This window comes from Planctomycetota bacterium (assembly GCA_016125255.1).
Taxonomy (GTDB): domain Bacteria; phylum Planctomycetota; class Phycisphaerae; order Phycisphaerales; family Zrk34; genus RI-421.
Genome location: WGMD01000009.1, coordinates 71,964 through 84,635 on the forward strand (window position 1 = coordinate 71,964; position 12,672 = coordinate 84,635).

The window sequence follows — 12,672 nt, forward strand, 5'->3', positions numbered from 1 at the left end:
TTCCGCGGGCTACTTCCACTGCTCCATCGCCCGCACCAGCAGGCGCACGCCGAACGCCGTCGGGCCCTTCGGGAACAGTCCGGTCCAGTCGCGATCCGCGCCGATGTCCGCCACGCCCGCGATGTCCAGATGGGCCCAAGGCACGTTTTCCTCGACGAAATACGACAAAAACACCGCGCCCTGAATCGGGTGCGCTTCGCGGATGCCGCTGTTGACGATGTCCGCCTGCGAGGAGCGCATCAGCCGGCGGTGCTCTTTCCAGAGCGGCAGACGCCAGAGCCGCTCGCCGACATCCGCGCCCGCGTCGAAAAGCTGTTTGCGCAGCTTCTCGTCATTGCAGAACGCGCCGGCGCAGTATTCGCCCAGCGCGACGACGACGCCGCCGGTCAGCGTTGAAAGCTCGACCATCGCGGCGGGCTTGTAATGTTTGCATCCATACGCCAACGCATCGGCGAGCACGAGGCGGCCTTCGGCGTCGGTGTTGGTGATCTCGACGGTGACGCCGTTGTACATCGTCAGTATGTCATCGACGCGATAGCTCGCCGCGTCGATCATGTTCTCCGCCGTGGCGATCAGGCCCACGACATGCACCGGCAGCTTGAGCGTCGCGGCCGCATGCATTGCGCCCAGCACCGCCATTCCGCCGCACTTGTCGTACTTCATGCGCACCATGCTTGTCGGCGGTTTGATCGAATACCCGCCGGTGTCGAACGTGATCGCCTTGCCCACGAGCACGAGCGGCTTCTTGTTCTTCGCGCCGCGCGGCTTGTGCTCCAGGCAGATCAGCGCCGGCGGCGTCGAACCCCCGGAACCGACCGCCGTGAGCCCGCCCATGCCCATCGCCTTCGCCTTCTTCGCGTCGATGACCGAGCACGAAAGTCCCGTCTTTTGAGCCATTTTCCTGCAGTATTTGACGAGGTACCCGGGGTTGCACACATTCGGCGGCGTCGCCGCCAGCCGGCGCGACGCATTGGCCGACTCGGCGATCGTCACGCCGCGCTTCGCCGGCTTGTAAAGCGATTTCTCCACCGCGACCGTCAACGACTTGAGCCCGTCCTTCTTCGGCGAAGTGCTGCCCTTGCGCTCGTCGAAGGCGAGGTTGCCCAATTCGAGCGCTTCACCGAGCGCTCGGCCGACCAACTCGGCGTCCGGTTTGTCGAGCGCGGGCGTGACATGAATGTCGATCGACTTCACCCTCGCGCGCGCCGCGGCGGCGGTGAGCGAAGCGGCGGCGCTGCGCAGGGCGACGAGGTCACCATTGCCTTTTTCGCCGAGCCCCAGAATGTAGACCCGGCCGGGGCCCTTGGTGGTGTACACGCATGCGACGCTCCCCGCGCCCGCGGTGAACTCCGCGCGCCCGATCGCCGACGAAAGCGCCCCGCCGCAGGATTTGTCCAGCTTGTCGTACGCGGCGGGCAGTTTCTTCGTCTTGTCGAAGAGCGCGACGGCGAGGGCGTCGGGTTTGGCGATTTTGTCGGTGATTTTGATGGATTTGTACATCGGTGGAGGACTCCTGCGAAGCCGCGAGCGGCTTATTTGAAATGGCGGCCCCAGAGGACGGCGAGACGTTCGATTTCATCAGTGGGGATGTGTTTCTTGTTGGACCAGATGGCCAGCTTCAGCGCTTCGTGCGCCGGGCTGGGGTTTTCCTGAAGCACGGTGATGTCTTCGAGGGCGCTGCGGATGAGTTCGATGGCGTTGGCGGTGGCGGCTTCGAGGTTGCCGATGATTTCCTCAAGGAGCTGCTGCGGCGTGGCGGTGATGTCATGGGGCCGCCAGCAGTCGTAGTCGGTCGGCAGGGCGATGAGCGCGTAGGCGATCTCCGCTTCGCGCGCGAGTTTCGCTTCGGGCATGACGGTCATGCCGATCAGATCGCCGCCCCAGCTTCGATGCATATTCGACTCCGCGATCGTCGAGAAGGCCGGGCCTTCCATGCAGACGTAGGTTCCCTTTTCATGGACGGTGATGAAGTCGAGGGGGGTGGCGCGCTTGTCGGTGACGGCATGCCGCCGCGTCTGAATCAGCCAGCGGCGCACGATCGGGCAGAACGGCTGGGCGAACTCCACATGCACGGCCGCCTTTTCGTAAAACGTATTGGCGCGCTTCGTGGTCTTGTCGATGACCTGATCGGCGATGACCAGATCGCGGGGCTTGATCTCTTCGCGCAGCGAGCCGACCGCGCCGCTGGCGACGATATGCGTGACGCCCAGCGACTTGAGCGCGAAGATGTTGGCGCGGTAGGGGACCTGCGAGGGGTTGAGCACGTGGCCCTCGCCGTGGCGCTGACAGAGGACGACGTCGATGTTGTTCCACTTCGTTGTCACCAGCGGGGCGCTGGGTTTGCCGAAGGGGGTGTCGATGTCGTGGCGCTCGCCTTCGCGCGCGCCCAGCGCTTCGCCGAGTCCGCTGCCGCCGATGAGGCCGATCTTCACATCTGACATGAAAAGCTCCAGAGGAAGGTGTCAGCGATCAGCGGTCAGGCGTCAGCGAAAACATCCCTGCTGACCCCTGAAAGCTGACGACTGACCGCTGATTCGCCATCGATCCTACCGGTTCATGTGCAAGCTGCAAAGCGCGATGATCTGCTCGACCGACAGTTGTTCGGGTCGGAGCGAGAGATCGAGTCCGGGGGGCATCGGCTGATCGCGCCCGAGGATGGCGCCGATCTGTTTGCGGCGTTTGGAAAAGAGCGTCTGCAAAAAGGCGGACAGCGCATGCGGATCGTCGCAGAGCGGCGCTGCGCGGCGGCGGAGTCGCACGACGGCCGAGTCGACTTTGGGCTTGGGCCAGAAGCAGTGCGGCGAGAGATTCGTGACGACGTCCAGTTCGCACATGGCTTGCAGGATCACGCTGATGGGGCCATAGGTTTTCGACCCCGGCGCGGCGACGAGTCGGTCGGCGACTTCGCGCTGGATCATGACGATGCCCAGCGTCATGCCGGGCCAGTCGGCGGCGAGAATCGCCAGCAGCGGCGAGGCGATGTTGTAAGGCAGATTCGCCACGAGCTTGAACGGCTTGCCCCGCCCGCCGAGGGCGGCGTCGATGGCGGTGTTGAGGGCGTGCTTGCCATCGAGGGCGTCGCCTTCGATGAGCGTGAATCGATCGGAGTCGGGGCCGAGGCGGTCGCGCAGGAGCATGACCATGTCGCGATCGAGTTCGACGGCGACGACGCGCGCGCCGGCTTCGAGCATCGCTTCGGTGAGCACGCCGGTGCCCGGGCCGACTTCGAGGATGACATCGTCGGCGGACAGGTCGGCGGCGACGAGAATGGCGGCGAGTTTGTTGGCGTCGTGGAGGAAGTTCTGGCCGAAGCGGTGGCGGGGGGTCAGGCCGCGTTCGGCGAGGAGGGATTTGATCTGCGTGAGGGTTTGGGGCATCGAAGAAGAGAGGCGTGCTAAGCCGCGAGCGGCTGAGGATCAGTGGCGGCGGTCGCCCCAGATTTCGTGGAGCAGCTTGGCCATGTCGGGGTCGGCTTCCTTCAGTTCGCCGTAGACGAAGGGGTAGTAGTCATTGACCCACAGATACGCTTCGGACATCTCAGCGAAGTATTCCTGCGGCGTGGTGAGCCCGTAGTGCTTTTCTTCACGTCCGCTGTCGCGGATGACCTTGTCGAATTTGCCCGAGGCCTTGGCTTGTTCGTAGAGCTTGATGATGCGCGGGTCGTTGAAGCCGAGCACTTTGTCGTGATACGAATGGGTCAGTTCATGAAGGATCATCATCACCGGGCTGCCGGCCCATTCCATGAGATTCTTCGCCGAGGCGACTTCGATCGTCCCGGCCTTCTCAGGAATGTACCCATGATCGACGAGCCACTTGGCGTTGTCCTTGGGATGATACTGTCCGCGCCAAGGGTAATCGTACTCGACCCAGATTTCAGTCTTGCGCATCTGGGCGAGCGGGGCCGGCTGCATCACGAGTGTGATGCGGCGAAGTTGCGCTGCGATTTCGTCGAGGACGCGCTTTTTGTCATCAGCGTGATCCACGTACCGATGCGACACGCGCAGGGTCCATCCCTCGACCTGCATCACTTCGTAGCTGCCGATGGGATCATTGTGCGGCGGGCCGTCGGCGGTGCGATCATCCTTGGCGGCGAACACAAACGATGCGATCAGGAGCATACATACGAGAGCGCCGGTGATGCGTTGTGTCATGCGCGACCTCGGGGCTGCTTAGCCGCAAGCGGCGGGATGGCGGGACAGTCGATCATATTCCCACGATGTTGAACCCGCAGTCGACGTAGAGGATTTCGCCGGTCGTTCCGCTGGACATGTCGCTGAGCAGATAGACGGCGGCGTTGCCGACTTCCTCGCCGGTGTTGGCGCGTTTGAGCGATGCTTTCTTTTCCTGATGAGCGATCATTTCATCCATGCCGCCGACGCCGGCGCCGGCGAGGGTCTTGAACGGGCCGGCGGAGATGGAGTTGACGCGGATGTTGCGGTTCTGGTCGCCCAGTTCGTAGGCGAGGTAGCGCGTGGTGTGTTCGAGGCAGGCCTTGGCGACGCCCATGACGTTGTAGCCGGGCACGACCTTTTCGCCGCCGAAGTAGGAGAGCGAGACGAGGGACCCGCCGCTCGGCATGAGCGGCATGGCGCGCTGAGCCATGGCGACGAGCGTATAGGCGGAGACGTCCATGGCCTGCGTAAACGCCGCCCGGGGGGTCTTATGGAACATGTCAGGGCGGAGGTATTCGCGGTCGGCGAAGGCGATCGAGTGAACCACGAAGTCGATGTTGCCCCAATCCTGTCCAAGCTTGGTGAACACCCGGTCCAGGTCGGCATCCGAACCGGCGTCGCAGGATTCGAGCCAGGGCTCGGTGACGCCGAGGGCTTCGATGGCCTTGCCGACGCGCCTTTCCATCTTGCCCAGCGGCAGATACGTAAAGGCGAGCTGGGCGCCTTCACGGATCAGGGCCTGGGCGATGAACCAGGCGTAGCTCCGCTCGTTGGCGATCCCGAAAACGATGCCCTTCTTACCGTCCATCAGACCCATGAAACGCTCCTTGGAGTGGGTGAACGAAAAGGGTACACCACCGGCCTACCCATGTCCAAACCCCCCATCGGATACCCCGGCGGCGGCGGGTGGCGATGATGTAGCGCATGTTTCTCGCTTTACTTGACTGCCCGGATATAATAGAGGCAAGTCCGAGCGAGCGTTCGCCCGGCAAACCTGTTCCCGTGACCCAGGCCCAACGTCCTTCCCGATGTTCTCCGGATTGACCTGCAAGCTGCCGTCACCTGTTTCGGAGATTCATCGTGAAGCTCTACGTTGGTAACATGTCTTTCAAGACGACCCAGGAATCCCTTGAGCAACTCTTCGCCGAGTACGGCGAAGTGCAGGAAGTGGCGATTGTGACGGACCGTGAAACCGGTCGTCCGCGCGGCTTCGGCTTCGTCACCATGGACGACGCCGGCGCCTCGGCCGCCATCGAAGCCCTCAACGGCAAGGAATTCGAAGGTCGCACCCTGACCGTCAATGAAGCCCGTCCGCGCGAGCCCCGCGCTGGCGGTGGTGGCGGCGGCGGCTCCCGCGGCGGTCACCGCGGCGGCGGTGGTGGTGGTCGCGACCGCTGGTAATCCCAGCGTCGTCCATCGACACAAGACAAAGCCCCGTGTCCAACCGGACGCGGGGTTTTTTCATGCGCTGTTCGCACATTGCAAATGCCGCCCACACAATCGCGCGAAAGCTCAGGCATGGCCATGCCTGTGCTTTCATCGGCGCACGCCGCGCAACCTTGACATGCACCCCATGACCCGATAATTATGTTTCATGGAACACAAGATCATTCTCGACGGCATTACTTTCGACGACGTGCTGCTCCTTCCGGCCCGAAGCGACTTCGTCCCGATCGACGCGGACACCACGACCCGTCTGACCCGCCGCATCCAACTGAACATCCCGCTGCTCTCGGCCCCGATGGACACCGTCACCGAAGCCGCCCTCGCCATCGCGCTGGCGCAGGAAGGCGGCCTGGGCGTCATCCATAAAAACCTCACCATCGAGCAGCAGGTCCGCGAAGTCGTCAAGGTCAAGCGCTCCGCCAACGGCATCATCACCGAGCCGCAGACCCTGCCCCCGACCGCGCCCGTCGCCGATGCGCGGCGGCTGATGCGCGAGCAGAACATCTCCGGCGTGCCCATCACCGAAGACGGCCAGCCCCACGGCAAAGTCGTCGGCATCCTCACGCGGCGCGACCTCAAATTCCTCGAACACGACGACCGCCCGATTCGCGAAGTCATGACGCGCGACAATCTCGTGACCGGCTCGCCCGACACGACGCTCGAACGCGCTGAATACGTCCTCAACGCCAACAAGGTCGAAAAGCTGCTGCTCGTCGATGAAGGCATGCACCTGCGGGGGCTCATCACGATGCGCGACGTGGACATGCTCCATCAGTTCCCGCGGGCGTGCCGCGACGGGCGCGGGCGCCTGCGGGTCGGGGCGGCGGTGGGCGTGCATCAACTCGATCGCGTCGCGGCGCTGATCGGCGCGGAAGTCGATGTGCTCATTGTCGACACCGCGCATGGTCACTCCGCCAACGTGATCGAAACGGTGCAGGCGATCAAAAAGCAGTTCGACATCGACGTCATCGCCGGCAACGTGGCGACGACCGAAGGCGCGCGCGATCTGATCGAAGCGGGGGCGGATGCGGTGAAAGTCGGCATCGGACCCGGGTCGATCTGCACGACGCGCGTCGTGTCGGGCGTGGGCGTGCCGCAGATCACGGCGATCGTCAACGCCTGCAAGGCCGCCGACGGCTCGAACATTCCCGTCATCGCCGACGGCGGCATCCGCCACTCGGGCGATATCACCAAGGCGCTGGCGGCGGGGGCGTCATGCGTGATGCTCGGCTCGCTGTTCGCGGGGCTCGACGAATCGCCGGGCGAGATGGTGATTCACAAGGGCCGGCGGTACAAGTCGTATCGCGGGATGGGTTCCGAAGGCGCGATGATGAGCGGGTCGGCGGACCGGTACGGGCAGAAGGGCGTGACGGAGCGCAAGAAGTTCGTGCCCGAAGGCGTGGAGGGCCGCGTGCCGTATCGCGGGCCGCTCGGTGATTTTGTGTATCAGATCGTCGGCGGGCTTCGGGCGGGGATGGGCTACTGCGGGACGCCGACGATCGCGGAGCTTCGGGCCAACGGGCGATTCTGCCGCATCAGCGGCGCGTCGCTGGCCGAGAGCCATCCGCATGACATCACGATCACCAAGGAAAGCCCCAACTACACAATCGAGTATAATATCGAGGAGTAATCCGCACGCCGGATCAATTCAGTGGGAGCGTGTGCTCCCATGAGGGTGGCCGATTTCAACAGATGTGGCTGGTCGCGTCGGCGTGCGACGCGGCGGCTGCGAGACTCCAGAAGGAGTATGACCATGAACCTGTCCAAGATGCTTTGCATGGGCCTGCTGGCCGGCGCGATGAGCTTCGGCGTCGCCGGCTGCAACAAGGAAGAGCCCAAGCCGATGACCCCGCCGTCGGTCACGCCGCCGGACACGAAGCCGGCCGAAGGCGCCGCCAGCGATGCGCTGGACAAGGCCAAGGAAGCCGGTGCCGACGCCGCCAAGACCGGCGCCGCCGCCGCGGATGACGCCAAGAAGGAACTCGACAAGGCCGCCGAGAACCTCAGCAAGTAATCCGCGCCGCATTTGCAATTCGAGGCGGGGGGACTTCAGTCCCCCCGCTTTTTATTGACCGATGCGATACAGATGTTCTTCGGTGCGGATGAACAGACTGCCGTCGCTGACCGCATATGACGCGAGACTGCGCTCGCCCAGATCGTTACGCGCGAGCACCTCGAACTGCTTGCCCGCCTTGAGCACGACGCCCAGTCCCTCCTCGCTCTGCACGTAAATTCGTTCGCCGGCGTCGATGGGCGAAGCCGAGTAATTGCCGTCGATGCGGTTCTGCCAGATTTCTTCGCCGTTCAGGGCGTTGACGCACGTGGCGATCCCGCGATCGGCGATCATGTAAAGCTCCTCGCCGCGCAAGAGCAGCGACGGCGTATTCGGCCCGCCGCGCTGCACGGTCCACGCCACATGCGTATCCGTCACATCCCCGTGCCCGTCCACGCGGATCGCCATCACGATCGGCCGATCGAAGCCGGAACTCACGTAAATCATCCCGTTCCCGAACACCGGCCGGGGCACCACCGAATACCCCTGCCCGTAACGCACGCGCCAGATCTCCTTCCCGTTCGCCGGGTCATACGCGAACACCGCGCCGCTGCCGGGCAGGATCACCTGCGTCTGTCCCTTGACCTCGATCACCAGCGGCGTGCAGAACGAAAACTTCTTCCGTGCCTCCGTCTCGCTGCGCGGCACGCGCCAAAGCACATGACCATCCTTCGCCGACAGTGCCGCCACGAACGGATCGTTCGCCCCGTCGGCACTGAAAATCAGCGCCTCGCCGACAAGCACCGGCGACCCCCCGTTGCCGTGCACCGGCGTGTAGTGCAGCACGTTATTGCGCCAGATCACGCGCCCGTCCAGCGCGAGGCAGGCCGTCCCCATGTGCCCGAAGTGAACGAACAGCTTGTCGCCGACGAGCAGGGGGGTTGGGCTGGCGTGCGAGTTCTTGTTGTGAATGTTGGCTGCGCCTTTGTGCTCTTCGAACACAGCCGTGTCCCAGAGCGTCTTGCCGTCACGGGCGTCGAGGCAGAGCGTGCGCAGGGCGTAACCCGTGTCATCCTGCACCGCCGTCGTCAGATACACCTTGCCGTCCACGACGATCGGGGAGGACCACCCGCGTCCCGGAATCGTCTGCTTCCACGTCACGTTCTCCGTCGCGCTCCAGTGCAGCGGCAGTTCCGCGTCGCTGGTGACATGCCCCTGCCCCGTGGGCCCGCGGAACTGCGGCCAGTCGTCGCCCGCGTGAACCGACCCCGCCAGCGACAGTATGACCATTGCGATGATGTGTTTCATCGCCCAAACGTACCACATCAACCGCATTTCCGACACTATTTATCGGCGGGGGTTCGTTCGCATGGCTCTGAATATCCGCCGAAAAGCCGTCCCTTCCCGCGCCCGATTGGGGAATATTTCATATAATGGTCGTATCCCCAGTTGGGGAATTTCGCCCATCCGAGGACTAGTACATGGCCGCCGAACCCGCCTCACTGGACCGCAAGACGCTCATGGCGCTCGTCGATGCGAGCCGGGCGATCATCAGCGAATTCGACCTGGACGAGGTGTTCAAGCGACTCGCCGAGCATGCCGCGTCGGTGCTCGCCGCCGAGGGCGCCAGCGTGCTGATCTTCGACGCCGAGCGCGCTCAGCTCGTGTTTCAGGCGGCGATCGGTCCGGGCGCCGATCAACTCATCGGCGAGCGATTCGACGCCGACCTGGGCATCGCCGGTCAGTGCGTCAAGGCCGGCCGCGCCATGTGCGTCGACGACGTGCGCCAGAACCGGCACTTCTTCGCCGGCATCGACGCCAAGACCCAGATGCGCACCCGCAGCATCCTTGCCGCACCCTTGATTCATCAGGATCAGGTGCTCGGCGTCGTCGAAGTGCTCAATCCCATCGACCGCCCCAAATTCACTCAGCGCGATCTGGAGCTTCTGGAAGTCTTCGCCAACCTCGTCAGCGCCGCCGCCGCCAACGCGCAGGCCTATGCGAAAGTGTCCAAGCAGAACAAAGGTCATGTCGAATCGCGCCGGGCCGAGCAGACCATCGGGCGCTCCGCCGCGGTCCGACAAGTCATCGAGATGTGCCGCAAGGTCGCCCTGTCTTCCGCGACCGTGCTCCTCTATGGCGAAACCGGGACGGGCAAGGAACTGGCGGCCCGATCGGTGCATGAATTCTCCGCCCGGCGCGACAAGCCGTTCATCGCCATCAACTGCGCCGCATTGCCCGAATCCCTGCTGGAAAGCGAGCTTTTTGGTCACGAGAAGGGCGCGTTCACCGGCGCGGCCGGGCAGAAGCTCGGACGCTTCGAGCTGGCCGATGGAGGCACGCTTTTCCTTGACGAAATCGGCGAGCTGAGCCCGGCGATTCAGGTCAAGCTCCTGCGTGTTTTGCAGGAACGCGAGTTCGTCCGCGTCGGCGGAACGCAGACGATCACCTGCGATGTCCGCATCATCGCGGCGACGAACCGGGACCTGCGGCAGGAGATGCAGGCCGACCGATTCCGCGAAGACCTCTACTATCGGCTCAATGTGTTCCCGATTACGCTCCCGCCGCTGCGCGACCGGATCGAGGACCTGCCGCTGCTCGTCGAGCATTTCGTCCGGCAGATCGCGCCGAGTCTGGGCGTGCAGGCGATGAGCGTCGATGACGATGCGATGATGGCGCTGATGCAGTATCCCTGGCCGGGCAACATCCGCGAATTGCGCAACGTCATCGAGCGCTGCACGCTGCTGGCCAGCGGGCAGGGCGCGATCACGCTCTCAGTGATTCCGCGCGAGATCGTCGAAGGCGCGGCCACGGACGCGGGCGAATCCGCTTCGAGCGACGGGCGTCCTTCCCCCGCCGGGTCCAAGCTCGCCGACCACGAACGCGCCTTGATCGCCAAAGCGCTTTACGAAGCGGATTGGAATCAGTCGGCGGCGGCACGCAAGCTGGGCATCAGCCGCGATCATCTGCGCTATCGCATCAAAAAGTACAACCTCAGCCCGTCCAACGGTGGGTGATTTGCCCCATCGGGTCTGAACATGGGGTGGGGAATTTTCCCCATGTCTTGTTCTATCGCAACTCCACCGACCGCATTATCAGACAAAAAACGAAGATGAACTGCCCCCGCGGCGGGGTATCGGACCTCTGGCACGGTGCTTGCGTTATGTATCGATGTGGAAGCGGGCGGTGTGGGAAGAAAGAGCCGCACACCGTGCGGAAGAGGCAGGGCATACGGGGTCCCGCCCGTCCTGAAAGGGGCGGAGGGGATCGCGGGCCCTGTGTGCGCTCCCTGGGCTTTGCCTGTACCGGAAGGTCGTCAACGCCATCATTTGATTCCGATCAACAGGGAGCGGACCCGTGGCCAAAACCACGGGTTTTTTCATGCGCGAAAAGCGAGCACCGGCTCATTGTCGCGGTTGGGGTCTTCGAATACGGCGGGAGTAAGTCATCGTGTGCCTCTATCTATTGAACGTCCGAGGCGCGGTTTGGATCGTAGGGGATGACCCTTCGCCGGTGCATTTATCGGCGGGGCGGTGAAATGCGTCGTTTGAGCTATCATGTGACTGAGATGAACTGCCGATGCACTCTGAACGTACCACGCGCGGGACAGGACGCATATCGGTCTTTTACGCCGTGACAGATACGGAGACGATTACCATGCAGCGAGCGACCCGTCGAATTTCATGGATGGCGCCGGCGATTGTGCTGGCACTGAGCATTGGCACCGGGGCGCGGGCGGCGGACGAGCCGGCGGCGGGGCAGATCGACGCCAAGGCGGCGCAGGTCGGGCACGCCATGGCCGACTACTACAAAGGGCTCAAGAGTCTGACGCTGACCGGTGCCGTCGAGATGGGCCGCCAGTTTCAGGGCCAAAGCCAGAACATCACCAACGAATTCGAATTCGCCCTCCAGCGCCCCAACCGTTTCGCCATGCGCCCCACGGGCATCAGCAGCGGGCGATGGGGCCAGATCATCAGCGACGGCGACAACCTGAGCATCTACATCGCGCGCTACAACAAGTACACCACCGAAAAAAGCCCCGCTGACCTCGACAGCGTCGTGAACAATCGGCTTGTCGGCATGCTCTCCAACCAGGTGGGCAAGATCGCCGGCTCGCTCATGTGCGAAGACCCCTACGATCGGATGTTCAAAAACGTCGTCAAGGCCAAGTACGTCGGCACCGAGCAGATGCAGGGCGTCGAGTGCCATCACATCCGTGCGGAAGAAGCGCAGGTAGCGTGGGACGCGTGGATCGCCACCGGTGACAAGCCCCAGCTTGTGCAGGTCAAGCCGGACATGTCGGAGATGGAGGACAAGGCCCGGCGTGCGGGGCAGGATGTCAAGATCACGCTGACGATCTTCTTCAAGGACATGAAGGAGAATCCCGCGCTGGCCGACGACACATTCGCCTTCAAGGCGCCGCTCGGGGCGGAGAAGGTGGACAGCTTCTATCAGAGCGCCGAGCCCAAGCACCCCTTGGTGGGCAAGGCCGCCTCGCCGTTCACGCTCGATCAGCTCACCGGCGCGCCGATCAATCTGGCGGACCACAAGGGCAAGGACATCGTGATACTCGATTTCTGGGCGACGTGGTGCGGGCCTTGCGTGCGCGCCATGCCGCTCGTCGACGAAGTCGCCAAAGCGTACAAGGATCGTCACGTCGTCCTCTACGCCGTCAATCAGCAGGAAGGCAAGGACAAGATCGAAGCGTTCCTCAAGAAGCAGAACCTCGATGTGACCGTGCTGCTGGACACCAAGGGCGAAGTCGGTCAGCTTTTCAAAGTCAGCGGGATTCCCCAGACCGTCGTCATCGACAAGGACGGCATCGTCCGCGCGGTGCATATCGGCTTCAGCCCCGAACTCAAGGAAACGCTCGAGCAGGACATCGACGCCATCCTCTCCGGCAAATAATTCATCGCCTCCATGAACGATGCCCCCCATCCGGGGAGGCATCCAAACCGCCGCCCCGCCGCGGCGGTTTTTTTGTGCGCCAAGCGATTCATCCCTCGCCCTCGCCGAAATTTATGCATTTTTTGTGGTCCGCATGCTAAGATCGCCGGGCAA

The 12,672-nt window shown here is 63.5% G+C and carries 11 protein-coding genes; 5 read left to right on the forward strand and 6 right to left on the reverse strand.

All coding sequences use genetic code 11. The features are described from left to right. Positions 1–9 precede the first annotated feature (9 nt). From GC162_09025 to GC162_09045, 5 genes are all read right to left on the reverse strand, one after another. The gene (locus GC162_09025) at positions 10–1,500 is read right to left on the reverse strand and encodes a leucyl aminopeptidase (GenBank protein ID MBI1368779.1); all 1,491 of its coding nucleotides are present in this window, start codon (positions 1,498–1,500) and stop codon (positions 10–12) included. 32 nt (positions 1,501–1,532) lie between these two features. Continuing rightward, positions 1,533–2,441, reverse strand: a complete 909-nt coding sequence (gene mtnP / locus GC162_09030) for an S-methyl-5'-thioadenosine phosphorylase (protein MBI1368780.1) — start codon at positions 2,439–2,441, stop codon at positions 1,533–1,535. Between the two features lie 105 nt (positions 2,442–2,546). Further along, complete coding sequence (gene rsmA / locus GC162_09035; protein MBI1368781.1) at positions 2,547–3,377, reverse strand: ribosomal RNA small subunit methyltransferase A; 831 nt, start codon at positions 3,375–3,377, stop codon at positions 2,547–2,549. Between the two features lie 39 nt (positions 3,378–3,416). Further along, positions 3,417–4,151: a metallopeptidase gene (locus GC162_09040; GenBank protein ID MBI1368782.1), complete on the reverse strand. Its 735-nt coding sequence runs from the start codon at positions 4,149–4,151 to the stop codon at positions 3,417–3,419. A 52-nt stretch (positions 4,152–4,203) separates the two neighbouring features. Further along, positions 4,204–4,989, reverse strand: a complete 786-nt coding sequence (locus GC162_09045; protein ID MBI1368783.1) for an SDR family oxidoreductase — start codon at positions 4,987–4,989, stop codon at positions 4,204–4,206. Between the two features lie 284 nt (positions 4,990–5,273). Between GC162_09045 and GC162_09050 the strand changes: the two genes are divergently transcribed. The 3 genes from GC162_09050 to GC162_09060 all read left to right on the forward strand — a co-directional run bounded on the left by GC162_09050 (position 5,274) and on the right by GC162_09060 (position 7,632). Continuing rightward, positions 5,274–5,573, forward strand: coding sequence for an RNA-binding protein (locus GC162_09050; protein ID MBI1368784.1), 300 nt, complete (start codon positions 5,274–5,276; stop codon positions 5,571–5,573). 193 nt (positions 5,574–5,766) lie between these two features. Beyond that, complete coding sequence (gene guaB, locus GC162_09055) at positions 5,767–7,248, forward strand: IMP dehydrogenase (GenBank protein ID MBI1368785.1); 1,482 nt, start codon at positions 5,767–5,769, stop codon at positions 7,246–7,248. A gap of 123 nt (positions 7,249–7,371) precedes the next feature. After that, on the forward strand, positions 7,372–7,632 hold the full coding sequence (locus GC162_09060) for a hypothetical protein (protein MBI1368786.1): 261 nt from the start codon (positions 7,372–7,374) through the stop codon (positions 7,630–7,632). 51 nt (positions 7,633–7,683) lie between these two features. On the opposite strand, the gene GC162_09065 is transcribed toward GC162_09060, so the two are convergent. Next, on the reverse strand, positions 7,684–8,919 hold the full coding sequence (locus tag GC162_09065; GenBank protein MBI1368787.1) for a PQQ-binding-like beta-propeller repeat protein: 1,236 nt from the start codon (positions 8,917–8,919) through the stop codon (positions 7,684–7,686). A 173-nt stretch (positions 8,920–9,092) separates the two neighbouring features. On the opposite strand from GC162_09065, the gene GC162_09070 reads away from it, so the two are divergent. Beyond that, positions 9,093–10,628, forward strand: coding sequence for a GAF domain-containing protein (locus GC162_09070; protein ID MBI1368788.1), 1,536 nt, complete (start codon positions 9,093–9,095; stop codon positions 10,626–10,628). 562 nt (positions 10,629–11,190) lie between these two features. After that, a complete protein-coding gene (locus tag GC162_09075; GenBank protein ID MBI1368789.1) occupies positions 11,191–12,519 on the forward strand; it encodes a DUF2092 domain-containing protein in 1,329 nt (442 codons plus the stop codon). Positions 12,520–12,672: the final 153 nt, after the last annotated feature.

Bases quoted from the DNA above. Each gene is read 5' to 3' on its own strand.
- GC162_09025 (MBI1368779.1), bottom strand. From the start codon at position 1,500: ATGTACAAATCCATCAAAATCACCGACAAAATCGCCAAACCCGACGCC.
- mtnP (MBI1368780.1), bottom strand. From the start codon at position 2,441: ATGTCAGATGTGAAGATCGGCCTCATCGGCGGCAGCGGACTCGGCGAA.
- rsmA (MBI1368781.1), bottom strand. From the start codon at position 3,377: ATGCCCCAAACCCTCACGCAGATCAAATCCCTCCTCGCCGAACGCGGC.
- GC162_09040 (MBI1368782.1), bottom strand. From the start codon at position 4,151: ATGACACAACGCATCACCGGCGCTCTCGTATGTATGCTCCTGATCGCA.
- GC162_09045 (MBI1368783.1), bottom strand. From the start codon at position 4,989: ATGGGTCTGATGGACGGTAAGAAGGGCATCGTTTTCGGGATCGCCAAC.
- GC162_09050 (MBI1368784.1), top strand. From the start codon at position 5,274: ATGTCTTTCAAGACGACCCAGGAATCCCTTGAGCAACTCTTCGCCGAG.
- guaB (MBI1368785.1), top strand. From the start codon at position 5,767: ATGGAACACAAGATCATTCTCGACGGCATTACTTTCGACGACGTGCTG.
- GC162_09060 (MBI1368786.1), top strand. From the start codon at position 7,372: ATGAACCTGTCCAAGATGCTTTGCATGGGCCTGCTGGCCGGCGCGATG.
- GC162_09065 (MBI1368787.1), bottom strand. From the start codon at position 8,919: ATGAAACACATCATCGCAATGGTCATACTGTCGCTGGCGGGGTCGGTT.
- GC162_09070 (MBI1368788.1), top strand. From the start codon at position 9,093: ATGGCCGCCGAACCCGCCTCACTGGACCGCAAGACGCTCATGGCGCTC.
- GC162_09075 (MBI1368789.1), top strand. From the start codon at position 11,191: ATGCACTCTGAACGTACCACGCGCGGGACAGGACGCATATCGGTCTTT.